This is a genomic window from Bacillus cereus group sp. TH152-1LC (assembly GCF_027710505.1).
Classification (GTDB): Bacteria; Bacillota; Bacilli; order Bacillales; family Bacillaceae_G; genus Bacillus_A; species Bacillus_A mobilis.
Genome location: NZ_JAQFNK010000004.1, coordinates 338,998 through 362,703, shown reverse-complemented (window position 1 = coordinate 362,703; position 23,706 = coordinate 338,998). Strand labels below are relative to the sequence as shown.

Here is a 23,706-nt window from a genome sequence, read left to right as displayed (position 1 = left end):
CAAGAAATGTTATACTATAATTTTCTTATTTAGTAATAATAGGAGGGATAATAATGGTTCAATCAATAGTTCATATCGCATTAGTAGTAAAAGACTACGATGAGGCAATAGAGTTCTATACAAAGAAACTAAATTTCACATTAGTCCAAGATATATATCAGCCAGAGCAAAACAAAAGATGGGTAGTGGTATCTCCTCCTGGTTCAGTCGGCACCACAATATTACTGGCTAGAGCATCTAAACCGGAACAAGATTCCTTTATCGGTAACCAGTCAGGCGGCAGAGTTTTTCTTTTCTTAAATACTGACGATTTTTGGAGAGATTATAATGAAATGATTTCAAGAGGAATAGAATTTGTGAGGGAGCCGAAAGAGCAAGAATATGGAATAGTTGCAGTATTTAAGGATTTGTACGGGAATTTATGGGATTTGTTACAACTAAAAGAGAATCATCCAATCGCTCAAAGAATTAAGTAGAATACAGTTTAAACTTTATTAAATAGTCAATTGAAAAATGAGGATTTTAAAATCCATGTAAGAGTAGAGAAAAAACAGAGAAGATTTATTCCTATGAAGAAAGGCATGTCGTGAAAAAAAGGAGTGGATTACCCACTCCTTTTTTATTTTCTTATCATTGTTTAACAACATGTATTTATCGTTCATTCGAGCCTCAAGCTTCATTTCCCTTATTCTTCAGTAAAACATATGGACTTAGTGTTTTATTAATAAATTAAAGATCACCTTGCTCCTCATCACCACGAACAACAAGGACATCGCATTTCGCATAGCGAATAATATGTTCAGAGACGCTACCAATTAGGAAACGCTCAACAGCATTTAAACCAGTTGCACCACACATAATTAAATCTACTTTATGGTTTGGAGCGATTTCTTTTGAAATTTTAGATTTAGGATTACCAAATTCTAATACAGTTTCAATTTTTTCAAGGCCAGCTTCAAGCGCAGTTTTTTTGTAGTCTTCTAATAAGTCTTCTGCAAATAGATTTGCACGTTCAGCAATTGCGCGGCTATAAGCCTCTACTGCTGAGTATGCTTTTACATCAACGATATGAGCAATTGTTAATGTTGCATCGTTTCGTTTTGCGACTTGAATTGCTTTTTTAAAGGCTTTTTCTGCTTCTTTAGAACCGTCCACCGCGATTAAAATATTTGTATATGTATTATTCATAGTAAATTCCTCCCAATCATTTTTATTACCGTTTACAACTTTATTATAAAACAAATTTTGGTAATGTGCTTGTCCGAAACGTTACAGAATTTTGAAAACTCTGTTTCAATTCATTTTAGTTGTAATTGGTGCAAGAACTTGTTACATATGAAGTATAGCAATTTAAAAGGAGGCATGTTTGTGAGACACGCGCTCATTACAGCCGGTACGAAAGGTTTAGGAAAGCAAGTAACAGAAAAGCTATTGGCTAAAGGGGATTCAGTCACAGTAACATATCATAGCGATATAGCGGCTATGGAAGCGATGAAAGAAACATATAAAAATATGGAAGAGCGTCTACAATTCGTGCAAGCGGATGTCACGAAAAAGGAAGATTTACATAAAATAGTAGAAGCAGCGATAAGCCGTTTTGGCAAAATTGACTTTCTAATTAATAATGCTGGTCCATATGTATTTGAACGGAAAAAGTTAGTCGATTATGAAGAAGACGAATGGAATGAGATGATTCAGGGTAATTTAACAGCGGTGTTTCATTTGTTGAAACTTGTCGTTCCTGTTATGAGAAAGCAAAACTTTGGCCGTATTATTAATTACGGATTCCAAGGAGCAGATAGCGCACCGGGCTGGATTTATCGTTCAGCTTTTGCAGCAGCGAAAGTAGGACTTGTTTCATTAACGAAAACAGTTGCTTACGAAGAAGCAGAATATGGTATCACTGCAAACATGGTATGTCCTGGTGATATTATTGGTGAAATGAAAGAAGCGACAATTCAAGAAGCACGTCAGTTGAAAGAACAAAACACACCAATTGGTAGATCTGGAACAGGTGAAGATATCGCAAGAACGATTTCGTTTTTATGTGAGGACGATTCCGATATGATTACCGGTACAATTATTGAAGTAACTGGTGCGGTAGATGTTATTCATAGACATCGATAGAGCGAAATAAAGTGAAGTTTCGAATAATTGGACAGTTTATCCTGTACGCTGAGAGGTGCGGATAATACTGTCCTTTAATGTAAAATTAAATCTATCGGAAAACTGGTATTATTTTTTGTCAAATATTGAGATATTATGTTAAAATATAAGAGCGTAGAAAGCGCTTTAAAAAATGATTCAGGGGTCATTTCATAACTCAAGGGGGAACTAATAATGCGTATCGGTATTCCAACAGAAATTAAAAACAATGAAAATCGCGTGGCAATGACGCCAGCGGGAGCAGTACATTTAGTACACAATGGTCATGAAGTTTTTGTTCAAAAAGGAGCAGGTATAGGATCAGGCTTTACAGATGAAGAATACGTACAAGCTGGTGCGAAACTTGTTGAAACTGCTGAAGAAGCATGGAATCAAGATATGGTTATGAAGGTAAAAGAGCCAGTTGCAAGTGAATATGGTTATTTCCACGAAGGTTTAATTTTATTCACATACTTGCACTTAGCTCCAGAACCAGAATTAACGAAAGCATTAATTGATAACAAAGTGGTATCAATTGCATACGAAACAGTGCAATTAGACAATCGTTCTTTACCATTACTTGCACCTATGAGTGAAGTAGCTGGTCGTATGTCTGCACAAATCGGTGCACAATTCCTTGAGAAAAACAAAGGCGGTAAAGGTATTTTACTTGCAGGCGTTCCAGGGGTAAAACGCGGCAAAGTAACAATTATCGGCGGTGGTCAAGCTGGTACAAACGCAGCGAAGATTGCAGTAGGTTTAGGTGCAGATGTAACAATCATCGACTTAAGTGCAGAACGTCTTCGTCAACTAGATGATATTTTCGGTAACCAAGTAAAAACGTTAATGTCTAACCCATACAACATTGCGGAAGCTGTAAAAGAATCTGACCTTGTGATTGGTGCGGTATTAATTCCAGGTGCAAAAGCGCCAAAACTTGTAACAGAAGAAATGATTCAATCAATGGAACCAGGTTCTGTCGTTGTAGATATTGCGATTGACCAAGGTGGTATTTTCGAAACAACTGACCGTATTACAACTCACGACAACCCAACTTACGAAAAACATGGCGTTGTTCATTATGCAGTTGCTAATATGCCAGGTGCGGTTCCACGTACATCAACTCTTGCATTAACAAACGTAACAGTACCATATGCAGTACAAATTGCGAACAAAGGCTACAAAGATGCTTGCCTAGGCAATACTGCATTACTAAAAGGTATTAACACATTAGATGGTTATGTAACATTCGAAGCAGTTGCAGAAGCTCACGGTTTACAATACGCTGATGCGAAAGAGCTTCTTGAAAAAGCTCCTGCTTTATCATAATAGAGATACATTTGAGACCTTCCTTTATGAGGAGGGTCTTTTTTATATGAAAAAATTGCTGTTAGCAGTGGATATTTATGATAATTTAGAATTATGTGTAAAAAAAGCGCGGAAGAAGGGTGTATAAATGTGGAGAAAGTAAATCTATTAGAATTAACAAAGGACATTCAAGATCAACATGAAAATTTCGTCGTTTCAAATGTAAACAGTCATTGCTTACGAATCGCCGTATTTACTGGTGAATATGATTGGCACTACCATTCTAATTCGGATGAATTATTTATTGTGTTAGAGGGAGAATTACTTATCGATTTTGAAGATGGAGAAACAGCGGTTTTAAAGCCAAATGATTCTATCTTAATTCCAGCATGCACGATTCATAGAACGAGAGCATTAAAGAGAACAGTAAATCTTTGTTTTGAAAATATAGAAGCTGATACGATTAAAGTGGAGCAATTATGAAAAAATTATCTGTAGCCGAGTATAGAGAAATCCTTCCGATTTTAGAAAGTAATACAACAACGACGACGTTTGCTTATGCGGTATGTGACCAAATGATAGATGGTGAGATTTTTGCCAACGAGAAGTTAACAGCAGGATTCATTCGTACAGCTAACGGTATCTATTATTTATTTGGTGATACGGATGATCAAAATTATAATGGAGATTTATTGATGTATTTAAAAATGGCTATTGAAAAAACAGAGAAGAGATTTACACTCTTCGCTTCAAGTGAAGAGTGGGAAATAATGATTGAAGGGCGTTTTAGTAATGTACTTCGGAATATGCCACGAATGAAATTCCAAAGAGAAATCTTTGAAGAGAAAAAACAAGATGCAAATAAAAATACATATGAAGTGAAGCGTATTGATAAAAGTGATATAGAACGAAGTAATGAATTTACAGAGGAGTACTATAAAGAATATTGGGGATCAAAAGAAGCGTTTTTGAACGGTGGTTTCGGATTTTGTATAGAACAAGATGGGATAATTGTAGCTGAATGTGTTTCGATATTTAGCGGGAATGGATTTGCTGAAATTGATATTGCAACGCATAAAGCATATCAAGGGAAAGGATTAGCCCAAGCTGTTGCAACGCGGTTCATTGAATATTGCATAAAAAATGATATTACACCGTGCTGGGATTGTTATGTAGATAATATTCCTTCGCAAAAATTAGCTAGTAAATTAAGTTTTCATAATCCAATAGAATATAGATTGTTTGTACGGAAGAAAACGGGGGAATAAAAATGAATGTGGAGTTAACGAGATTTAAAGTGAAACAAGGTAAAAGTCATCGTGTAGATGAATGGATGCGGCTTCTTAATGACAATATGAAAGAAGTGCTTTTGACACTAAACGACGAAAAGATGTACGTTGAGACAATTTTCCGGGAAATAAGAGATGGAGAGGAGTACTTATATTGGTATTCTGTGCAAGGAGAAGCTGGCGCTCTTGTCGAAAATTCTCATCATGAAATTGATAAAAAGCACTTAGCGTTTTGGTATGAATGTATTGATGAAGAAGTACAGTCTGTTGATATGAAAACAGAAGTTGTTATGATTCAAGATGTTGTGAAGGAAGCGATGAAATAATAGAATAGTATGTTGGAGAGAAGCGCATCAAAATAGATGTGCTTTTTTATTTTGAAAAAAATTATAGAAAAGCTGTATACATTTTACGCTCTCAAACGTTGAGTATATAGAAAGGAGAGCAGGATGAGCTATGATACGTTTGAAACATTATTAATAGAGAAGTCAAAAGCTGTGTTTGGATATTTAATTAAGATTGGAGCAGATAGAAAAGAAGCAGAGGATATTGTGCAAGATACGTTGTACAAAGCTTTATTACTTATGGAGGAAATACCGTTAGAGCATTTAACACCGTGGCTCTTTAGAGTTGCGATAAATCAGCACCGAGATTTACATAGGAAAGAAAAAAGACTAAATCCCATTGCGATTGAATCTGTCGTTTTTATTGGTCAAAAGTCGTTAGATGAAGTGCTTTTAACAAGTGAATTACAGGGTGAGGTACAAGAAACATTGGGGACGATGACGGAGGATTATCGTCATATCTTACTATTGAAATATGAATATGAACTATCTTATAAGGAAATTGCCATTTTATTAAGTATGAAAGAAGAAACAGTGAAAACAAGTTTGTACCGTGCAAGAAATCAATTTAAAAAATTGTATAGGAGGAGAAAAGATGAGTCGGAAGGACTTTGATTTGAATATGGATGATAAGCAGATGAAAGTTTTGATGAAGAAGGCGAAGAGGAAGCAGTTTTGGAGAAATCTCGTGATTTCAGTAGTTGTGACATTGGTCTTGATTATAGGTAGTATGAGTTTGTTAATTTATTTTAACGAGAAGAATAAGCGAGAAATGGATCAGAGAGTATATTTACGACACAGTGTTCAAGGGCCTAATATTATTTTTAATGGACATACAAAACTAAGTATGGGAATAGCTAGCGGTACAATGATGTACAGTTCCTATAAAAATATTCAAGGACAACCAGTTAAATGGATTGATGAAATTTATGAGTATTCAATCTTTGGTTATAGTCAAAAAAATGATAATGGAAATACCGGTTTAGAAGAAGAGAATATAAATAAACAATCAGAATTTGAGACAAGACAAGATTACAATAGACAGACAATGCAAAGAGAAATGCGGTTTTATTTACCTTTTGTAAAGTATTTAAACTATGTGAACGATTTAGAGAGAATTAGTGAATTGCAGAATAAAGTCGCAGAGGTAGCTCTATCTTTTGATAAGGCATATACAGCGGAGGAAGTAGTGAAAATGCTTCCTGAAGGAATACGACCTGTGTGGTTTTGGGTAGATACATATGATGAAACGAAAGCAGAGACGTATACCGGACTAGCAGAACCTGAAACGGGAGCGGTGTTAAATGCAGAGGTATCAATGAATATTTTTGGTTTTGAGGGTAGTTATGCTGATAAGAAGGAAGACGAGTACGAGGATATTAAAGGAAACTCAGCGGGGTTTCTTGGATCTATGAAATCTTTAAGTGAAAATAAAGGGGGATTTCAAGAGTATTTTAGGACAAACTATAATGAAATCAAAAACACCGAACCGAAAGACTTACAAATATATGGTGTAGTTGTAACAGGCAAAACAGAGGATTTACAAAGTTTACAAGGAGCACCATATATTAAGGCAGCTGTTAGAGGTGTAACAGTTGAGAAATATTGATCACAAGTTATTAATGTGAATAATCAGAAAATTTATGTTATAATATGGGAAAAGGAGGTTTATATGAGGCAAATACATGGAGCAATTTATATTTACATAACAATGTTTTTCGTGGCGATATCCTATGGATTAGGGCACGTGTATTCGCATCCTATACTAACTTTTTTAAGCGGAGCATGTATGGCGTTTGCGCTTCTTGTCCACCTTTTCTCAGTTTGGATCGTGAAATTTCAATTAAATATTAGTGAAATAGAAGAAGGCACTTTTTAAGTGGCCTTCTTTTTTTAATAATATTTTGGAAGCTCTTGTAATAATTTTTCAATTTCGCATTCGGTTTCTTCACATATAGACAGTGTGCGTAGTCTGAAAAATAAGCTGCGTAAGAAGGATTTTATATTTCCGTATAAGTACTCATACGATTTAATATGTAATGTTTGTTTTTGGACGGGTAATCGAGCTACTAAATCCTGAAGGGCTAATATGAGTACTTCTTCCTTTAGACCACTTTGTAGCATTGTGACAATCGGATAAACGATACGTTCATCTTCTTCATATTTGTAATAGATGGAGTGAACACAAACTTTGTTTAATAAAGTTTGTAGTATCTCTTCGTAATATAAAGTTTCCAGTTTAGGACTATTCACAAGCGCTTCAAATGTATCAGAAGCATGAGCGATACTATGCGCCCAGCCGTGGTCTTGAACATATCCACGGAAATCATGTTCATTGTTCATATATAGAATTAAGTGATCTTTTACAGTTAAAATATCATTCTGTGATAAGAAATTATATTTTGTATCCGCATCAATAAGGAGCGCCATTAATAATGTCGTAAATGCACGGGTAAATACAGCATCTTCGTCATCTGAATGAATGTTATAAAATAAATAGTTTGCGCTGATGCTTTCTAATAATAATTTCTGTAATTGTGTGTGTGAAATGTAGTCCTTTTTGATGAGATGGTAAAAAGTAGAGTAAAGAAGTTTGTCTCTTAAATAGCTATCAGTAACACCTATGTGTTTAAGCATATTTGAACTTAAAGAATCAATGTTAATTGTGTTATCCATTATGTAATTATTATTACGAATTTCTTCTAACTGTTGTTGTAACATATAAACCTCCTATTTTAGAAAATTCTGTATTTTAATAGTATAATAAGAGGAAGAAATAGACAATAAATAAATGCTTTTGAATGGAGGGGCATGATGAAGAGAGCATTAGTCTTTTTGATTAGTATTTTCTTTTTAGGAAGCTGTTCACTTTCGTATGTTACTTTTTCTAGCGAGAGCAAAAGTTGGACGGGGCAATATAAAGGGCATATTCAGGATGACAGTGAAGATGGAATGTTTACGTTTCAGTATAAAGGCGGAGATGGCAATACAGAATTTAAAAATTTAGAGGTTGCTATTAATGGAGCCTTTAGCACAATGACACAAACTTCAGAAGTTCATAAAGGAGCAAAGGTTGAAATGAAGTCTTCTTGCGTAAGTTGTGCACCTCTTTCTAAAGATGAACCGATAGAAATTGTGATTAAATGGGATGATAAGTATGAAGAGAAGATGGTTTTAAAACGGAAATAGAAAAAGGCAGCAATCACGCTGCCTTTTTTCTTATTTCACAAATTGTAATTCTTTCGGGAATTTCGTTAAAATTTCTGATCCGTCTTTTGTGATGTAAATATCATCTTCAATACGAACGCCACCTACGTTTGGTACGTAAATACCTGGTTCGATTGTGAAGACCATACCTTCTTTTAATGGAGACTCGTTACCAGCTTTTACATCTGGATATTCGTGTACGCTAATTCCAAGTCCGTGACCAAGGCGGTGCGGGAATAAGTCGCCGTAACCTGCATCTGCAATCACAGAGCGAGCAGCGTTGTCGATTGCGCCAAGTGTAACACCTGGTTTACATGCTTCAACTGCTTGTAGTTGTCCAGCAAGTACAGTGTTATAAATGCGAGTTTGTTCTTCAGAAAGTTCACCGAATGCTACTGTACGTGTAATGTCAGAGCAATAACCTTCAATGATTACACCTAAATCAAATAGTACGAAATCGCCGCGTTTCATTTTGTTTGCACCTGGAATACCGTGTGGAAGAGCAGAATTTGCACCTGCTAATACCATCGTATCAAATGACATTTTATGTATGCCTTTTGTTTTTAATTCGTGTTCAATAATTGCTAGTACTTCTAGCTCGCTACGATCTTCTTTAATTGCATTTACACCAACTTCAACAGCGTAGTCCGCCATTTTAGCTGCTTCACGTAAAATAGAAAGTTCTTTTTCATCTTTAATTAAACGAAGTTCGCGAACTTTTTCTTCAGCTGATTTGAAAGCTGCATTTGGGAATAGTTTTGTTAATTCTTCGTAACGTTCTACGTTTAAATGTTCTTTTTCAATTGCAACTGCGTTTGCATTGATGCCGCGGTCTTTAATTGCTTTTGCAATCATATCCCATGGTCTGTCAGTATCAGTAAATCCGATAATTTCATGTGCCCAGCCAGCGTTACGCGCTTGACCTTCTTCCATTTTAGGACAAATTAAAATAGGCTCTTTTTCTTGGAATACAAACATACCAAGAAGTCTTTCGTGTGGTTCACAGTGGAAGTTTGTCATGTAGAAAACGTTTGGTGTAGAAGTTAAGAACGCAGCTTCTACGTTTTTTTCTTTTAGCCATTGCATTAAATTTTCTAATCTAGCATTCATCGATTGGCACCCCCGAGATATTTAATTACAAATATAACTTTACATCGGAGGAAAGCGTTATGACAAGTAAATAGATGTTAGAAAAGACAGGGAATTTAAAAATCATGTAGAATAAAAAGTGAGAATGTGAATAGGGGAGGAATGTAGTAATGAAAGTATCTTATCACGGGCATTCAGTTGTAAAGATTGAAACGAATGGAAAAGTGATTTTAATTGACCCATTTTTAACTGGAAATCCTACAACAGATTTAAAGGCTGAAGATGTTAAAGTAGATGCGATTCTTTTATCGCATGGACATGGTGATCATGTTGGCGATACAGTAGAGCTTGCGAAGAAAAATAATGCAGTTGTTGTGGCACCATTTGAACTAGCGACCTTTTTAAGTTGGCAAGGTGTGAATACACATCCGATGCATATTGGTGGTTCGCATGAATTTGACTTCGGAAAAGTGAAGTTTACACAAGCATTCCACGGTTCTAGTTATATTGATGAAGAAAATAAGACGATTACATATACAGGTATGCCAGCAGGAATTTTATTTACAGCAGAAGAGAAAACTGTGTACCATGCAGGAGATACCGCTCTATTCTCTGATATGAAATTAATTGGGGAACTGAACAACATTGATCTGGCATTTTTACCAATTGGTGATAATTTCACAATGGGACCAGAAGATGCTGTTTTAGCAGCAAAATGGGTTGAGGCGAAAACTGTTGTACCGATGCATTACAATACGTTCCCAGTAATTGAACAAGATCCACATCAATTTGTAGAAAAGCTACAAAATTGTACAGGGAAAGTATTAGCGGCTGGAGAAAGTATTACACTATAGAAAAGAAACCCTTCATTTGAAAAGACAAGTGAAGGGTTTTTTACGTGTGTAGGACAGCTTTTAAAGTTTGTACTTGTTTTGGTGATTCTTTTCTTTTTGGAAGTGGTTGTTCAGGTGTTTCATTCAATTCCATTGCAACTTTTTTCCCGTCTACGAAAGCTAAAAATACAGCACCTACAACTTCTAATAATTTTTTCATCATGTATCCGCTCCTTTGTTTCATTTCTTGTCTTCATTGTATATTGAAGCGGCTGGACAAACTATCGAACGAGATGACAATACCATTACATTGTTGTAATAGAAGAAGTAGTATAATGTAAGGCGTATTTTGTTATAAAAAAAATAGTACAGACATACAAAGAGAGAGTGTAACAGTTTTGAAAATATAGTATACTGAAAATACAACACATGAAGAATTTAGGGAAAAGAAAGTATGGTGAAACCATTTGGCTACCAAGCATAACCAAATTTTAGAACATATTAATAGCCTGCCAGTAGGGCATAAAATTTCTGTAAGGCAAATTGCGAAAGATTTGAGTGTAAGTGAAGGGACAGCTTACCGTGCAATTAAAGATGCAGAAAATAAAGGATATGTTAGTACGATTGAACGTGTCGGAACAATTCGAATTGAACAAAAGAAGAAAGAGAATATTGAAAAGCTGACATACGCTGAGGTTGTTAACATTGTCGATGGTCAAGTACTTGGGGGCAGAGAAGGACTACATAAGACGTTAAATAAATTCGTAATCGGGGCAATGAAATTAGAAGCGATGATGCGCTATACAGAAGCAGGAAACTTACTGATTATCGGTAATCGTACGAACGCACATCAATTAGCGTTAGAAGCTGGAGCTGCGGTATTGATTACGGGTGGATTTGATACGGAAGATCATGTGAAGAAATTGGCAGATGAATTAAAACTGCCGATTATTTCAAGTAGTTACGATACATTTACAGTTGCGACGTTAATTAACCGTGCAATTTACGATCAGCTTATTAAAAAAGAAATAGTACTCGTTGAAGATATTTTAACACCAATTGAAGAGACACTATATTTAAAACCAGGTGATACAGTACAGCAATGGCATGCGTATAACGAAGAGACGATGCACGGAAGATATCCAATTGTTGATGAAAACAAAAAGGTATTAGGTATTGTAACTTCAAAAGATATGATCGGTGTAGCGAAAGAAACACCAATTGATAAAGTGATGACAAAACATCCAATTACGGTAAATGGAAAAATGTCTGTCGCGGCTGCGGCACGTATGATGGTGTGGGAAGGTATTGAGTTACTTCCTGTTGTCGATGAAGGAAATAAACTGCAAGGTATTATTAGCCGTCAAGATGTACTTCAGGCGTTGCAAATGATTCAGCGTCAACCACAAGTCGGGGAAACAATCGATGATATTGTAACGAATCAATTCATGACACCGAAAGAAGCAAAAAATGAACATCTATATCAATTTTCAGTGACGCCGCAAATGACCAATTCAATCGGAACGTTATCTTACGGTGTATTCACAACGATTGTGACGGAAGCAACGAACCGTGTTATTCGTGCGCAAAAGAAAAGTGATTTAATTGTTGAGAACTTAACAATTTATTTCGTGAAGCCAGTTCAAATTGACAATGTTGTATCGGTTCATCCGAAAGTATTAGAAATTGGGCGTAAATTTGGTAAGGTGGATGTAGAAGTACATCATGAAGGTAATGTTGTCGGGAAAGCATTACTTATGGTGCAGTTGATCGATAAATAAAAAGATGGAACAAATCGTTTTGATTTGTTCCATTTTTTTATTTAAAAGGATAGAAACAAAAATAAATAGCGTATCATTTCATATTTATAATAAAAGACTAAAAAATTTGAAGATGTGGAAATGGAATAGCGATAAGGAGGAAGCGAATGGACGGAATCATTTTCTTTTTAGTGGTCGTATGTTTCATCATTATGCATGTGTTAACGCATAGAAGAATGAATGCTATTAAAAAGAGGCTGTATTTTGTAAGTTTAACTCTTGCTAGTGTGGGCGCCTTTATTCCTATATCAGGAGAAAATGAGCCGGACTTTCTTTACTTTGGTATACCAGCTGAAACGTTTGTTTATTATGGTGGATGGGAATGCTGGTTTAATCCATTAGGTTTTTTTAAAACTTTATTTTGTTTTATTGGGTTTTGAAGTTAATACTTAAGCTATGTAAGAGTTCGGGTAGAGAAGTGAAAAAATAGAAGGATATGTATCAATGTGGATAGAAAATTGATTGTTAGTCGATTACGTTACTAATCGTTAAGAGATAACAATCGTGTAATTAAATAGGGAAACGATGCTTCACTATATGAACTAGGGGGAGAAGAATGGATTTTTACATTACAGAGCAGTTATGTAAGCAATATAATTTAAATAATCTTACGAAAGTTTCATTGTTGCATGGGGGAGAAAATCAAACATATCTATTCGAATCGGACAAAAATAAATTTGTAGTTAGGCAGTATAGAGAAGGACGTTATACATCCGGGCAAATAGAGGCTGAAATACATTGGTTAATAGCGATGCAAAAACAAATGTTAGTACCAGAAGTAGTTGCAAATAAAAATGGTGATTGGGTCACATCTGTTATGAAAGATGAGGGAAGTATCCAGTGTTTTATTGTCTTTAGGTTTATAAACGGAAGTGAAATTTTAGAACCAAGGGATAGGGACTATGAAAAACTTGGATCACTAATGCGAATGTTTCATGAAAAAACAAATGAAGTGCTCAAAAGAGTACCGCAAACTTGGAGAGGTTACGAAAGGCCTATATATAGTAAGCAAAAGATAATCCACGAGCCTTTACAGCGATTACTAAATGCTTCATTTCTATCGCATGCGGATAAGCATAAATGCATGAAAATTGCAGAAAGAATACAAGAACTCACAAATTCAACTCAACTAGGAGAAAAACAATTTGTTCATGGGGATATGCATTTTGGTAATGTTCTTGTAGACAAAGAGGATTGGTATTTACTTGATTTTGATGAATGTGGATTTGGATATAAAGAGTTTGATATCGGTGTTCCCAGATTACATTTAATTGCTTCGGGACAGTTAGAAGATGTATGGGGGAATTTCATGATGGGATATGGGGAAAATATTTCGGAACCAGTCATTCGACTTGGGATTGTCTCAAGAATTTTTTTTATGGCGGGAAAGATTCCGTTAAGGCTTGATATCGAGCCTATTAGAAAAGACCCCGGTGCTTTTATCCGACGATATGTCCAGTATGCTGAAAAAGAGTTATGTGGAGAGACGGTTATATAAAGAAGACAGAATAGTGATTTAATTAGGTTATATATTATGTTATAATTACATTGTAAGAAAATGGATTTCGGGAAGGTGGTATGCAATATGTCATCAGAAGTGCTCTTCTTTGGTGGAATCGCGCTATTTTACTTTCTTGTGATGATACCGTTTCAATATTTATACTTACAAGGTTTACATGAAAAAAAGAAACGAACAGGATTATCTCAGCGAGAGCTGTATGAAAAAATGTCTTTTGAGGAAGAACAATTACATTTCCACGTACAAGGGAATCTCTTTAATATACCGTCTGCGTTTGTTGCATATATGATTTTGAAAGTTAGAGGACGTAAAAAAGCATCACAATATTGATGCTTTTTTTACGTTGCTTCAGATAGATTCGGCTTCTTCAACGGCTAATGGTAAGAAATGTTTGTATTGGCGAAATCCATTAAATACACTTGCACTACCAAATAGAACAAATAAAACACCAACGATAATACGAGCTGTTGAAAGTTCTAAAAAGAATTGATTTATCCCGAAGAATAAGACGAATGAACCGAGTGCCATTGCGGATTTTCCTGAGAGCCAACCTTTCTCCATTGGGCGGTTTGTACGAAAGTATTTTGTTTTGTAGAAGAGGTACAACATAAATGAGACGATAATACAGAAGACTAATACTGGCATAATGCACACTCCCATCGCTTTGTAAAAAATAATAGTGGAGAAAAAAGAAATATCTAAACTTTCTAACTTTTATTATAAAGCAATTGTTCGCATGTATGAAATACTTTCCGTTATAATGGAAGATAAAGTGAAGAAGTTGAGTAAAAAGGAGATTATACATATGCATGAACAAATTTTAGCAGCAATTAAAGAGTTTGATACAATTATTATTCATCGTCATGTACGTCCAGATCCAGATGCGTTAGGTTCACAGGGCGGTCTTGGTACCATTCTACAAGAATCGTTTCCAGAGAAAAATATTTATACGGTTGGGTACAATGAACCGTCACTAGAATATTTACGAGTAATGGATGATGTTGAAGATAGTGTATATGAAAATGCACTTGTTATCGTATGTGATACTGCGAACCAAGAACGTGTTGACGATCAACGCTACGCAAAAGGGAAGATGTTAATTAAAATTGACCATCATCCGAATGAAGATCCGTATGGAGATATTACGTGGGTAGATACGACAGCAAGTTCTACAAGTGAAATGATTTATGAGTTTTACAGTTATGGAAAAGATAAAGGATTACAGATAACAAAAGAAGCAGCTCGTCTTATTTTAGCGGGTATTGTTGGGGATACAGGTCGTTTCTTATTCCCGAATACAACAGCGAAAACACTTCGTTATGTAAGTGAGCTTGTTGATATGGATGTGAAATTCACAGATTTATACAATGAAATGTATAAGACGAAAGAAAAGATTGCTCGTTTGAACGGCTACATTTTACAAAACTTTACGATGGTAGAAGAAGGGGCAGCTTACATTAAATTAACGAAAGAAGTATTAGAAAAGTTTGATGTACTTCCTTCTGAGGCATCTGGCGTTGTTGGAGCACTTGGTAATATTGATGGATTAAAGTCGTGGGTTCTATTTTTAGAGGAAGACGATGTGATTCGTGTTCGTCTTCGTTCAAAAGGACCAGTGATAAATAAATTAGCAATGCAATATAATGGCGGAGGGCATCCGATGGCTTCTGGTGCAAAAGCATCTTCTTGGGAAGAAGCGGATCGTCTTTTTGCTGATTTACGTGAGCTGTGTAGATAAGAGATTATATAGTAGGACAAAAAGAAGGAGCGGCGCTAAAGCCCTCCTTCTTTATTTTTCTTTCTCTATAGTAATGCTAATTTCAAGCACGGTATCAAAAGATATTGTATTGACTTTAAAGCGGTATAGACGATCGTAATGTTTATACGTTTTATTTTCGATTGCTTTTTTGAGCAGGTCTTTATTTTTTGCGATACTTTGTATGTTTTTCGTTAAAAGGTGCTGGAGGTCATTATGAATAGAAGTGGTCATGTTTTCGAGTGTAAGATTGTCTAAATCGTATTTTTCTCGATTAATTATTTTTATTTTAATCTCTTGAATAGTTAAGAGTCGTTTATTTTCTGTATTCAATTTTTCTTGATCTTCGAGAAGGACGTGGAGCTTTGCTTCTTGTTTTTCTATAATTTCTCGTTGTTCTGCTATTTTACTAGCTTGTTCTTCTTGAAAAACACCGTATATGTACAAAAAAATAAACCAGCTCAACACGCCTCCAACAGCAGCACCAGCTAAAACTAAATACCATTTTTTTGCTGTATTGGCACTTGGTACTCTCATACATGTTCCTGCGTCAGCCATTTAATAATAGTAAGACCTGTTTGCATACCACCCGTTGCGAAAAAAATAAGGAGAATTTGTTTTACGATATCTTTCATATCTCCGCCAAAGAAACTTCTTTCAAAGCTATAAAAAGTATCAAATGTTCCGCCAATTGCTGCAACGAGTGCCCAAATCCTTAAATTTTGGGCGAATTGATTAATGTAGGTTAGAGTTGGTTTTCCGATAAGAAATGCACCAAAGCCGCCAATTAATGAACCACCGAGTATAACCCCAAAGGCAATAAAATAACTAATAATAAGCAGAGAGAAAAAAGTGTGTTCTCTTACATCCATCGTCATTCCCCTTTCTTCTTCATATATATGGACAAAGTATAAGAAGTATGTTTTGATTTCCGCTTTCCTCATCACCTATAATAAAAGTAGTCAAATTGGTAAAGAGAGGGTACAACAGTGAAGTTTGTGCATTTACAATGTCAAACCGTTTTTAGTTTGTTAAAAAGTGCTTGTAAAATTGATGAGCTTGTAGTCAGGGCGAAAGAACTTGGTTTTTCATCACTGGCTATTACGGATGAAAATGTTATGTATGGTGTTATTCCGTTTTATAAAGCATGTAAGAAACATGGTATACAGCCTATTATCGGCTTAACAGCTTCTATTTTTAGTGAAGAGGATGAGAAATCTTATCCGCTTGTTTTACTTGCTGAAAATGAAATAGGCTATCAAAATTTATTAAAGATTTCTAGTAGCATTATGACGAAGTCAAAAGAAGGTATTCCGAAAAAGTGGCTTGCCCATTATGCGAAAGGATTAATTGCTATTTCACCAGGTAAAGATGGGGAAATCGAACAATTATTATTAGAAGACAAAGAGAGTGAAGCTGAAGAAGTAGCTCGCATGTACCAAAGTATGTTCAGCAATTTTTATATGAGTTTGCAGCATCATGCGATTCAAGATGAACTGCTTTTGCAAGAGAAATTACCTGCATTTATGAGTAGGATAAATGTTCCGGTCGTTGCAACAAACGATGTACGCTACATCAATCAAAGTGACGCACTTGTTCATGAGTGCTTATTATCTGTTGAAAGTGGATCGAAAATGACGGATCCAGATAGACCGAGGTTGAAAACAGATCAATATTATTTAAAATCATCAGATGAAATGGAAGCACTATTTTCTCACGTAGAAGAGGCGATTTACAATACAGTAGAAATTGCAGAACGTTGCAGAGTAGAAATACCGTTTCATGTAAATCAATTACCGAAATTTCCTGTTCCAGCTAACGAGACGAATGATATGTATTTACGCCGCGTTTGTGAAGAGGGGTTGCAGAAACGTTATGGTACGCCGAAAGAAGTACATATCGAGCGTTTAAATCATGAATTAAACGTTATTTCTAGTATGGGGTTTAGTGATTATTTCCTCATCGTATGGGATTTTATGAAGTATGCGCATGAAAATCATATTTTAACAGGACCAGGACGTGGATCGGCAGCTGGCTCACTTGTTTCTTATGTATTAGAAATTACAGATATTGATCCGATTGAATATGATCTATTATTTGAAAGATTTTTAAACCCCGAACGTGTGACACTTCCAGATATTGATATCGATTTTCCGGATATAAGACGTGATGAGATGATTCGATATGTGAAAGATAAATATGGTCAGCTTCGTGTTGCACAAATCGTAACGTTTGGGACGCTTGCAGCAAAAGCGGCAATTAGAGATATTGCGCGTGTAATGGGACTTCCGCCGCGAGATATTGACATATTCTCAAAACTTATCCCATCAAAGCTTGGTATAACGTTAAAAGATGCATATGAGGAATCGCAATCACTCCGTGAGTTCATACAAGGGAATCTGTTACATGAGCGTGTGTTTGAAATTGCAAAACGTGTAGAAGGCTTACCACGTCATACGTCTATTCATGCAGCTGGCGTTATTATGAGCCAAGAACCGTTAACAGGAAGTGTTGCAATTCAAGAAGGGCATAACGATGTGTATGTAACGCAATATCCAGCTGATGCATTAGAAGAACTTGGTTTGTTAAAGATGGACTTTTTAGGATTACGTAATTTAACGTTACTTGAAAATATTATAAAGTTTATCGTGAAAAAAACGGGGACACAAATTGATATAAGAAATTTACCACTTCAAGATGAAAAGACGTTCCAATTGTTAGGTAGAGGGGATACAACAGGTGTATTTCAGCTTGAATCAGGTGGTATGCGAAATGTACTTCGCGGGTTAAAACCGAATGAATTTGAAGATATTGTCGCTGTTAACTCGTTATATAGACCAGGACCAATGGAACAAATTCCGACCTTTATTGAATCAAAGCATGGAAAAAGAAAAATTGAATATTTACATCCGGACTTAAAGCCGATTTTAGAAAGAACGTACGGTGTAATTGTATACCAAGAACAAATTATGCAAATTGCGTCGAAATTAGCGGGATTCTCGCTCGGAGAAGCAGATTTATTACGCCGTGCAGTGAGTAAAAAAAATCGTGATATTTTAGATCAGGAACGTAAGCATTTTGTGCAAGGTTGTTTACAAAATGGTTATGACGAGACATCCGCGGAGAAAATTTACGACTTAATTGTAAGATTTGCGAATTACGGTTTTAACCGAAGTCACGCGGTAGCCTACAGTATGATTGGATATCAGCTTGCTTACTTAAAAGCGAATTATACGCTGGAATTTATGACAGCATTATTATCAAGTGCAATTGGAAATGAAGATAAGATTGTGCAGTATATAAGAGAAACGAAACGGAAAGGTTTTCACGTTTTGCCGCCGTCTCTTCAGAGAAGTGGTTACAATTTCCAAATAGAAGGCAATGCGATACGTTACAGCTTACTTTCCATTCGAAACATCGGAATGGCTACAGTGACAGCATTACTCGAAGAACGAGAGAAAAAAATGTTTGAAGATTTATTTGAATTTTGTCTTCGCATGCCATCAAAGTTTGTAACAGAGCGAAATTTAGAGGCGTTCGTCTGGTCTGGATGTTTTGATGATTTTGGTGTTTCGAGAACGAATTTATGGAAAAGTCTTAAAGGAGCGTTAGAGTACGCAAATCTTGCACGTGATTTAGGAGATGCTGTTCCGAAATCAAAATACGTACAAGGAGAAGAGCTCCCTTTTATTGAACAGTTAAATAAAGAAAAGGAAGCATTAGGCTTTTATTTATCAAGCTATCCGACAGCACAGTATGTAAAGCTAGCGAAAGAATTAGAAATTCCATCTCTTGCTCAGGCGATGCGGCATAAGAAAAAAGTACAAAGAGCGATCGTGTATATAACAAGCGTGAGAGTAATTCGTACGAAAAAGTTTCAAAAGATGGCGTTTATTACATTTTGTGATCAAAATGATGAAATGGAAGCAGTTCTTTTCCCAGAAACGTATATACATTTCTCAGATAAGTTACAAGAAGGCGCAATTGTATTAGTTGACGGCATGATTGAGCTTAGAAATCATAAGTTGCAATGGATTGTAAATGGGCTATATCCGTTAGAAGAAATGGATGTGTATGAAGAAAAGAAAGACGCATCTGTTTACGTGAAATTGCCGTCTCAGTATGAGAAAAAGTTGTTAAATCAGGTTACTAAAATATTGTTTGACTATTCGGGTTTTGCGAAAGTACTAATTTATTATGAAAAGGAACATAAAATGGTACAATTATCACGAAGTTTATCGATTCATCCAAGTGAAGAATGTTTAGGAGCACTTCGTGAAATTGTCGGGGAAGAAAATGTGGTTGTGAAAATATAATGGACAATTTCCCTACACTTCGATTATTATAGTAGTAGTGTTCGTGGTCAGACCACTTGGAGAAATTGATATCAGCTAGAATAATTTGAGGAGAGTGGATAGTTTGTCAACACTTCGTGAAGAAGCACTTCACATGCATAAAGTGCATCAAGGAAAATTAGAAACTGTATCAAAAGTAAAAGTAGAAAATGCAAAAGATTTAAGTCTTGCATATTCTCCAGGGGTTGCAGAGCCTTGTAAAGAAATTTATGACGATAAAAGTAAGGTATATGAATATACGATGAAGGGAAATATGGTAGCAGTTGTGACTGATGGAACGGCTGTACTTGGTCTTGGTAACATTGGACCTGAAGCATCTCTTCCAGTAATGGAAGGTAAAGCTGTATTATTCAAGAGCTTTGCTGGTGTAGATGCATTCCCGATTGCCTTAAATACAAACGATGTGGATAAAATTGTTGAAACTGTAAAATTAATGGAGCCAACTTTTGGCGGCGTTAACTTAGAGGATATCGCAGCACCAAACTGCTTCATTATTGAAGAGCGTTTGAAAAAAGAAACAAATATTCCTATCTTCCATGATGATCAACACGGAACAGCTATCGTAACAGTAGCAGGTCTTGTGAACGCGCTAAAATTAGTTGGAAAGAAAATGTCTGACATTAAAGTTGTCGCAAATGGTGCAGGTGCAGCAGGTATTGCAATTATTAAACTTTTATATCGCTATGGTGTACGCGACATTATTATGTGTGACCGTAAAGGTGCGATCTATGAGGGGCGTCCTACAGGTATGAATCCTGTGAAGGATGAAGTTGCAAAATATACAAATAAGAATCGTATCGAAGGTTCTTTAGCTGATGTTGTACAAGGTGCGGACGTATTCATTGGTGTATCTGCAGAAGGTGCATTAACAGAAGAGATGGTTCGTACAATGAATGACGATGCAATTATTTTTGCAATGGCGAATCCAGTTCCAGAAATTATGCCAGAATTGGCAAAAGCAGCGGGCGCAGCTGTTGTTGGAACGGGTCGTTCTGACTTCGCAAACCAAGTAAATAATGTACTAGCGTTCCCTGGTATTTTCCGCGGTGCACTTGACGTACATGCGACACAAATTAACGAAGAAATGAAGATGGCAGCTGTACAGGCTATTGCTGAGCTTGTAGCAGAAGATGAGTTGAATGCAGACTATATCATTCCTGCACCGTTTGACGCGCGTGTAGCGCCTCAAGTGGCAGCTTATGTTGCGAAAGCTGCAATGGAGACAGGAGTAGCTCGCCGTCAAGTAGATCCAAATGAGATTGCTGAGAAAACAAAACAATTAGCGCTGATTGGTAAAGAATAAGCGAGGAATTTCCATTGACATCATCAAATACAAAAGTATATCTCGAAATTGTAAAAAAAATCCGTTCCATTATGGAAGAAGATGGATTGGTGGCGGGGGATCGTTTGCCGTCTGAGCGTGAGTTAAGTTCACGTTTAAACGTAGGGCGTTCCTCTGTAAGAGAGGCATTGCGTGCTTTAGAACTGGTAGGATTGATTGAAACGAGACGTGGTGAAGGGACGTTTATTCGAAACTTTTACGATAACGGTCTTGTACAATTGATTGCGCCGTTCTTGCTGCAAGATGAGAAAACAATTCGTGATTTATTACAAACAAAACGATTGCTTGAGAAAGATATGATTCGAATTGGATGTAATTTACCGAAAGAAACATTTTCTAAAGTGCTAAGTAAATTAAACAAAGTACTTGAAGAAAATGAAAACTCAATTCCAATGCTTCATCAAACGTTCTTTAAAACACTTATTGAACAAGTCGATAATTATTTACTTTATCGCATTTGGATGATCGTAAATGATTACGTATCAACTCTTTCTTGTAAAGTTTCAGGAGATTCTATCGATATGTATAGAAAGCTTTATGCTACTTTGGAAGAAAAACAAGAAAGTGATGCACTAAAAATTTACGATGAATTAGTAGAGAATATACAGTTTCACTCGTAATGTATAAAATTTGTCGAAATGACCATGACACGTTATGACAAACATTCTATCGCGTAGCGGTTAAAGTTAAACGTAAAGAGTGAGGTTATTAGACAGATTGAGAAGATAAGGCTAACATCAAACTTTGGTGTTAGCCCAATTTTCTTCTTGCGCTAACCTTAGCTCTCAACGAAGGGGGTCAAATTGTGCTAAGAGATTTATTCGTGAAAAAGAAAAAGTACGCTGCAATACCTTCAGAACAAGTACGAAAAGATGTGCCGGATGGCGTTATGACAAAATGTCCGAAATGTAAAAAAATCATGTATACGAAAGAGGTTCTAAAAAATTTAAAAGTATGTGTGAATTGTGGATATCATCATCCTATGAATGCATGGGAACGTCTTGATAGTATATTGGACGAAGGGTCATTCCGTGAGTATGACAAAGAAATGGTTTCATTAAATCCACTCGAGTTTCCGGGGTATGAAGAGAAACTCGAGAGCGATCGTAAGAAGACTGAATTGAACGAAGCGGTTGTAACTGGTGAAGGAACAATTGATGACATGCTTGTTGTTGTTGCAGTAATGGATTCTCGTTTTCGAATGGGCAGCATGGGCTCTGTTGTAGGAGAGAAAATCGCCCGTGCAGTTGAAAAAGCATACGACTTACAAGTTCCATTTATTATCTTTACTGCGTCGGGTGGTGCCCGTATGCAAGAAGGGATATTAAGTTTAATGCAAATGGCAAAAACAAGCGTAGCTTTGAAAAAGCATAGTAATGCAGGAGGGTTATTTATTTCTGTTATGACTCACCCAACGACGGGCGGGGTTTCAGCGAGTTTCGCTTCACTTGGTGATTACAATCTTGCAGAGCCAGGTGCACTTATCGGATTTGCTGGTAGACGTGTAATTGAACAAACAGTGCGTGAGAAACTACCGGAAGACTTCCAAACGGCAGAATTTTTATTAGAGCACGGTCAATTAGATGCGGTGGTGCATCGTGATGATATGAGAGAATCGCTCCGTAAGATTTTAGAAGTTCATCAAGGAGGGGAAATGGCTGTATGGCAGAGCTAGAATTTGAGAAACCAGTTGTTGAGCTAAGAAATAAGATTCGTGAACTGAAAGACTATACGAAAAACAGCCAGATGGACTTCAGTGAGGAGATTCGTATTTTGGAAGACAAGTTAGAAAAATTAGAGGAAGATATATACGGCAATATGAAAGTATGGGACCGTGTTCAAATTGCTCGTCATGCAGAACGACCGACAACGCTCGATTATATTGAGCACTTATTTACTAATTTTTTTGAATGTCATGGAGATCGCCTATTTGGCGACGATGCAGCGATTGTCGGCGGCATTGCGAAATATAAGGGGATGCCAGTAACTGTAATTGGGCACCAACGCGGAAAAGATACGAAAGAAAATATTCGTCGTAATTTTGGGATGCCTCATCCAGAAGGATATCGAAAAGCACTGCGTCTAATGAAACAAGCGGAAAAGTTTAATCGTCCTATTATTTGTTTCATTGATACGAAGGGAGCTTATCCTGGTAAAGCAGCTGAAGAACGTGGACAAAGTGAAGCAATCGCCCGTAATTTATTTGAAATGGCGGGTTTAACTGTACCTGTTATTTGTATTGTTATCGGTGAAGGTGGTAGTGGTGGTGCGTTAGGACTTGGAGTAGGAGATTACATTCATATGCTGGAAAATTCTACGTATTCTGTTATTACACCAGAGGGTGCGGCGGCAATTCTTTGGAAAGACGCTGGTAAAGCAAAAGAAGCTGCAGAAGCGATGAAAATTACAGCATTAGATTTGAAAGAATTAGGTGTAATTGACGAAATCATTCCAGAGGCGAAAGGCGGAGCGCATCGTAATATTTTAAAACAATCAGAAAATATAGATTTAATGCTTAAGAAAACATTTGAACAATTAAGCGGAATTTCGAAAGATGAATTAATCGAAAAACGTTATGAAAAATATATGAAAATTGGGCAAGTTTCGTTTTCAAACGCTTCCATTGGGATAAAATAATAAAAGCGTGCGTTCCTCTTCGCGAATGCACGTTTTTATTATGAAAAGACACATCTTCTCCA

General features: G+C 36.2%; 27 protein-coding genes and 1 pseudogene. 21 read left to right on the top strand and 7 right to left on the bottom strand.

Annotated elements, in window-relative coordinates:
• Nucleotides 1-53 precede the first annotated feature (53 nt).
• The gene (locus PDL00_RS13960) at nucleotides 54-476 is read left to right on the top strand and encodes a VOC family protein (RefSeq protein WP_270729614.1); all 423 of its coding nucleotides are present in this window, start codon (nucleotides 54-56) and stop codon (nucleotides 474-476) included.
• Nucleotides 477-729: 253 nt separating this feature from the next.
• Here PDL00_RS13960 and PDL00_RS13955 read toward each other — a convergent pair whose 3' ends face one another.
• On the bottom strand, nucleotides 730-1,188 hold the full coding sequence (locus tag PDL00_RS13955; protein ID WP_063260721.1) for a universal stress protein: 459 nt from the start codon (nucleotides 1,186-1,188) through the stop codon (nucleotides 730-732).
• Nucleotides 1,189-1,335: 147 nt separating this feature from the next.
• Between PDL00_RS13955 and PDL00_RS13950 the strand changes: the two genes are divergently transcribed.
• The 8 genes from PDL00_RS13950 (at nucleotide 1,336) to PDL00_RS13915 (ending at nucleotide 6,965) form a co-directional block, all read left to right on the top strand.
• Nucleotides 1,336-2,127: an SDR family oxidoreductase gene (locus PDL00_RS13950; protein ID WP_270729685.1), complete on the top strand. Its 792-nt coding sequence runs from the start codon at nucleotides 1,336-1,338 to the stop codon at nucleotides 2,125-2,127.
• Nucleotides 2,128-2,340: 213 nt separating this feature from the next.
• Nucleotides 2,341-3,474: an alanine dehydrogenase gene (gene ald / locus PDL00_RS13945; protein WP_061677019.1), complete on the top strand. Its 1,134-nt coding sequence runs from the start codon at nucleotides 2,341-2,343 to the stop codon at nucleotides 3,472-3,474.
• 129 nt (nucleotides 3,475-3,603) lie between these two features.
• Complete coding sequence (locus PDL00_RS13940) at nucleotides 3,604-3,936, top strand: cupin domain-containing protein (RefSeq protein ID WP_270729611.1); 333 nt, start codon at nucleotides 3,604-3,606, stop codon at nucleotides 3,934-3,936.
• The gene (locus PDL00_RS13935; protein ID WP_270729609.1) at nucleotides 3,933-4,721 is read left to right on the top strand and encodes a GNAT family N-acetyltransferase; all 789 of its coding nucleotides are present in this window, start codon (nucleotides 3,933-3,935) and stop codon (nucleotides 4,719-4,721) included. Before PDL00_RS13940 ends, PDL00_RS13935 begins: the two co-directional genes overlap by 4 nt.
• A gap of 2 nt (nucleotides 4,722-4,723) precedes the next feature.
• Nucleotides 4,724-5,068 carry a DUF6176 family protein gene (locus PDL00_RS13930; RefSeq protein WP_242250880.1) on the top strand — a complete coding sequence of 115 codons (345 nt, stop codon included), beginning with the start codon at nucleotides 4,724-4,726 and terminating at the stop codon, nucleotides 5,066-5,068.
• A gap of 123 nt (nucleotides 5,069-5,191) precedes the next feature.
• Nucleotides 5,192-5,701 carry an RNA polymerase sigma factor gene (locus tag PDL00_RS13925; RefSeq protein WP_270729607.1) on the top strand — a complete coding sequence of 170 codons (510 nt, stop codon included), beginning with the start codon at nucleotides 5,192-5,194 and terminating at the stop codon, nucleotides 5,699-5,701.
• Nucleotides 5,682-6,695 carry an anti-sigma factor gene (locus PDL00_RS13920; RefSeq protein WP_242250878.1) on the top strand — a complete coding sequence of 338 codons (1,014 nt, stop codon included), beginning with the start codon at nucleotides 5,682-5,684 and terminating at the stop codon, nucleotides 6,693-6,695. Before PDL00_RS13925 ends, PDL00_RS13920 begins: the two co-directional genes overlap by 20 nt.
• A 63-nt stretch (nucleotides 6,696-6,758) precedes the next feature.
• Nucleotides 6,759-6,965 carry a hypothetical protein gene (locus PDL00_RS13915; protein WP_001248905.1) on the top strand — a complete coding sequence of 69 codons (207 nt, stop codon included), beginning with the start codon at nucleotides 6,759-6,761 and terminating at the stop codon, nucleotides 6,963-6,965.
• 14 nt (nucleotides 6,966-6,979) lie between these two features.
• On the opposite strand, the gene PDL00_RS13910 is transcribed toward PDL00_RS13915, so the two are convergent.
• The gene (locus tag PDL00_RS13910; RefSeq protein ID WP_270729605.1) at nucleotides 6,980-7,807 is read right to left on the bottom strand and encodes a DUF2785 domain-containing protein; all 828 of its coding nucleotides are present in this window, start codon (nucleotides 7,805-7,807) and stop codon (nucleotides 6,980-6,982) included.
• A 93-nt stretch (nucleotides 7,808-7,900) separates the two neighbouring features.
• Here PDL00_RS13910 and PDL00_RS13905 point away from each other — a divergent pair, with 93 nt between their 5' ends.
• On the top strand, nucleotides 7,901-8,275 hold the full coding sequence (locus PDL00_RS13905; protein ID WP_270729603.1) for a hypothetical protein: 375 nt from the start codon (nucleotides 7,901-7,903) through the stop codon (nucleotides 8,273-8,275).
• 30 nt (nucleotides 8,276-8,305) lie between these two features.
• Here the strand turns inward: PDL00_RS13905 and pepQ are convergent, their stop codons facing one another.
• Nucleotides 8,306-9,403 (bottom strand): Xaa-Pro dipeptidase, encoded by a 1,098-nt coding sequence (gene pepQ, locus PDL00_RS13900; RefSeq protein ID WP_270729601.1) that lies wholly within the window; start codon nucleotides 9,401-9,403, stop codon nucleotides 8,306-8,308.
• Nucleotides 9,404-9,552: 149 nt separating this feature from the next.
• On the opposite strand from pepQ, the gene PDL00_RS13895 reads away from it, so the two are divergent.
• Nucleotides 9,553-10,236 (top strand): metal-dependent hydrolase, encoded by a 684-nt coding sequence (locus tag PDL00_RS13895; RefSeq protein ID WP_242250875.1) that lies wholly within the window; start codon nucleotides 9,553-9,555, stop codon nucleotides 10,234-10,236.
• Nucleotides 10,237-10,276: 40 nt separating this feature from the next.
• On the opposite strand, the gene PDL00_RS13890 is transcribed toward PDL00_RS13895, so the two are convergent.
• On the bottom strand, nucleotides 10,277-10,438 hold the full coding sequence (locus PDL00_RS13890; RefSeq protein ID WP_000976299.1) for a hypothetical protein: 162 nt from the start codon (nucleotides 10,436-10,438) through the stop codon (nucleotides 10,277-10,279).
• Between the two features lie 244 nt (nucleotides 10,439-10,682).
• On the opposite strand from PDL00_RS13890, the gene PDL00_RS13885 reads away from it, so the two are divergent.
• From PDL00_RS13885 to PDL00_RS13870, 4 genes and pseudogenes are all read left to right on the top strand, one after another.
• On the top strand, nucleotides 10,683-11,996 hold the full coding sequence (locus PDL00_RS13885) for a CBS domain-containing protein (protein ID WP_061677030.1): 1,314 nt from the start codon (nucleotides 10,683-10,685) through the stop codon (nucleotides 11,994-11,996).
• A 146-nt stretch (nucleotides 11,997-12,142) separates the two neighbouring features.
• Nucleotides 12,143-12,465, top strand: a pseudogene (locus tag PDL00_RS13880) (hypothetical protein).
• 126 nt (nucleotides 12,466-12,591) lie between these two features.
• Nucleotides 12,592-13,533 carry a phosphotransferase enzyme family protein gene (locus tag PDL00_RS13875; protein WP_270729597.1) on the top strand — a complete coding sequence of 314 codons (942 nt, stop codon included), beginning with the start codon at nucleotides 12,592-12,594 and terminating at the stop codon, nucleotides 13,531-13,533.
• 87 nt (nucleotides 13,534-13,620) lie between these two features.
• Nucleotides 13,621-13,884, top strand: a complete 264-nt coding sequence (locus PDL00_RS13870; protein ID WP_073516697.1) for a DUF3949 domain-containing protein — start codon at nucleotides 13,621-13,623, stop codon at nucleotides 13,882-13,884.
• An 18-nt stretch (nucleotides 13,885-13,902) separates the two neighbouring features.
• On the opposite strand, the gene PDL00_RS13865 is transcribed toward PDL00_RS13870, so the two are convergent.
• Nucleotides 13,903-14,199, bottom strand: a complete 297-nt coding sequence (locus PDL00_RS13865; RefSeq protein WP_098706814.1) for a YtpI family protein — start codon at nucleotides 14,197-14,199, stop codon at nucleotides 13,903-13,905.
• A gap of 160 nt (nucleotides 14,200-14,359) precedes the next feature.
• On the opposite strand from PDL00_RS13865, the gene PDL00_RS13860 reads away from it, so the two are divergent.
• Nucleotides 14,360-15,292 (top strand): DHH family phosphoesterase, encoded by a 933-nt coding sequence (locus PDL00_RS13860; RefSeq protein ID WP_242250873.1) that lies wholly within the window; start codon nucleotides 14,360-14,362, stop codon nucleotides 15,290-15,292.
• A 51-nt stretch (nucleotides 15,293-15,343) separates the two neighbouring features.
• On the opposite strand, the gene ytrI is transcribed toward PDL00_RS13860, so the two are convergent.
• Together ytrI and PDL00_RS13850 are read right to left on the bottom strand one after the other, a co-directional pair.
• Nucleotides 15,344-15,847: a sporulation membrane protein YtrI gene (gene ytrI, locus PDL00_RS13855; protein ID WP_270729592.1), complete on the bottom strand. Its 504-nt coding sequence runs from the start codon at nucleotides 15,845-15,847 to the stop codon at nucleotides 15,344-15,346.
• Complete coding sequence (locus PDL00_RS13850; protein ID WP_073516695.1) at nucleotides 15,844-16,257, bottom strand: YtrH family sporulation protein; 414 nt, start codon at nucleotides 16,255-16,257, stop codon at nucleotides 15,844-15,846. The genes ytrI and PDL00_RS13850 overlap by 4 nt, the downstream gene beginning before the upstream one ends.
• Before the next feature lie 42 nt (nucleotides 16,258-16,299).
• On the opposite strand from PDL00_RS13850, the gene dnaE reads away from it, so the two are divergent.
• From dnaE to accA, 5 genes are all read left to right on the top strand, one after another.
• On the top strand, nucleotides 16,300-19,626 hold the full coding sequence (dnaE, locus tag PDL00_RS13845; protein WP_270729590.1) for a DNA polymerase III subunit alpha: 3,327 nt from the start codon (nucleotides 16,300-16,302) through the stop codon (nucleotides 19,624-19,626).
• A gap of 133 nt (nucleotides 19,627-19,759) precedes the next feature.
• Nucleotides 19,760-20,968, top strand: a complete 1,209-nt coding sequence (locus PDL00_RS13840; RefSeq protein ID WP_168216092.1) for an NAD(P)-dependent malic enzyme — start codon at nucleotides 19,760-19,762, stop codon at nucleotides 20,966-20,968.
• A gap of 14 nt (nucleotides 20,969-20,982) precedes the next feature.
• A complete protein-coding gene (locus tag PDL00_RS13835) occupies nucleotides 20,983-21,627 on the top strand; it encodes a FadR/GntR family transcriptional regulator (RefSeq protein ID WP_242250871.1) in 645 nt (214 codons plus the stop codon).
• 185 nt (nucleotides 21,628-21,812) lie between these two features.
• A complete protein-coding gene (accD, locus tag PDL00_RS13830) occupies nucleotides 21,813-22,682 on the top strand; it encodes an acetyl-CoA carboxylase, carboxyltransferase subunit beta (RefSeq protein ID WP_000942872.1) in 870 nt (289 codons plus the stop codon).
• The gene (gene accA / locus PDL00_RS13825) at nucleotides 22,670-23,644 is read left to right on the top strand and encodes an acetyl-CoA carboxylase carboxyl transferase subunit alpha (RefSeq protein ID WP_000818786.1); all 975 of its coding nucleotides are present in this window, start codon (nucleotides 22,670-22,672) and stop codon (nucleotides 23,642-23,644) included. The genes accD and accA overlap by 13 nt, the downstream gene beginning before the upstream one ends.
• Nucleotides 23,645-23,706 lie beyond the last annotated feature (62 nt).

Excerpts from the sequence above, each read along its gene's own strand:
- PDL00_RS13960 (WP_270729614.1), top strand. The coding sequence starts at position 54 with ATGGTTCAATCAATAGTTCATATCGCATTAGTAGTAAAAGACTACGAT.
- PDL00_RS13955 (WP_063260721.1), bottom strand. The coding sequence starts at position 1,188 with ATGAATAATACATATACAAATATTTTAATCGCGGTGGACGGTTCTAAA.
- PDL00_RS13950 (WP_270729685.1), top strand. The coding sequence starts at position 1,336 with ATGAAGTATAGCAATTTAAAAGGAGGCATGTTTGTGAGACACGCGCTC.
- ald (WP_061677019.1), top strand. The coding sequence starts at position 2,341 with ATGCGTATCGGTATTCCAACAGAAATTAAAAACAATGAAAATCGCGTG.
- PDL00_RS13935 (WP_270729609.1), top strand. The coding sequence starts at position 3,933 with ATGAAAAAATTATCTGTAGCCGAGTATAGAGAAATCCTTCCGATTTTA.
- PDL00_RS13930 (WP_242250880.1), top strand. The coding sequence starts at position 4,724 with ATGAATGTGGAGTTAACGAGATTTAAAGTGAAACAAGGTAAAAGTCAT.
- PDL00_RS13925 (WP_270729607.1), top strand. The coding sequence starts at position 5,192 with ATGAGCTATGATACGTTTGAAACATTATTAATAGAGAAGTCAAAAGCT.
- PDL00_RS13920 (WP_242250878.1), top strand. The coding sequence starts at position 5,682 with ATGAGTCGGAAGGACTTTGATTTGAATATGGATGATAAGCAGATGAAA.
- PDL00_RS13915 (WP_001248905.1), top strand. The coding sequence starts at position 6,759 with ATGAGGCAAATACATGGAGCAATTTATATTTACATAACAATGTTTTTC.
- PDL00_RS13910 (WP_270729605.1), bottom strand. The coding sequence starts at position 7,807 with ATGTTACAACAACAGTTAGAAGAAATTCGTAATAATAATTACATAATG.
- PDL00_RS13905 (WP_270729603.1), top strand. The coding sequence starts at position 7,901 with ATGAAGAGAGCATTAGTCTTTTTGATTAGTATTTTCTTTTTAGGAAGC.
- pepQ (WP_270729601.1), bottom strand. The coding sequence starts at position 9,403 with ATGAATGCTAGATTAGAAAATTTAATGCAATGGCTAAAAGAAAAAAAC.
- PDL00_RS13895 (WP_242250875.1), top strand. The coding sequence starts at position 9,553 with ATGAAAGTATCTTATCACGGGCATTCAGTTGTAAAGATTGAAACGAAT.
- PDL00_RS13890 (WP_000976299.1), bottom strand. The coding sequence starts at position 10,438 with ATGATGAAAAAATTATTAGAAGTTGTAGGTGCTGTATTTTTAGCTTTC.
- PDL00_RS13875 (WP_270729597.1), top strand. The coding sequence starts at position 12,592 with ATGGATTTTTACATTACAGAGCAGTTATGTAAGCAATATAATTTAAAT.
- PDL00_RS13870 (WP_073516697.1), top strand. The coding sequence starts at position 13,621 with ATGTCATCAGAAGTGCTCTTCTTTGGTGGAATCGCGCTATTTTACTTT.
- PDL00_RS13865 (WP_098706814.1), bottom strand. The coding sequence starts at position 14,199 with ATGCCAGTATTAGTCTTCTGTATTATCGTCTCATTTATGTTGTACCTC.
- PDL00_RS13860 (WP_242250873.1), top strand. The coding sequence starts at position 14,360 with ATGCATGAACAAATTTTAGCAGCAATTAAAGAGTTTGATACAATTATT.
- ytrI (WP_270729592.1), bottom strand. The coding sequence starts at position 15,847 with ATGAGAGTACCAAGTGCCAATACAGCAAAAAAATGGTATTTAGTTTTA.
- PDL00_RS13840 (WP_168216092.1), top strand. The coding sequence starts at position 19,760 with ATGCATAAAGTGCATCAAGGAAAATTAGAAACTGTATCAAAAGTAAAA.
- accA (WP_000818786.1), top strand. The coding sequence starts at position 22,670 with ATGGCAGAGCTAGAATTTGAGAAACCAGTTGTTGAGCTAAGAAATAAG.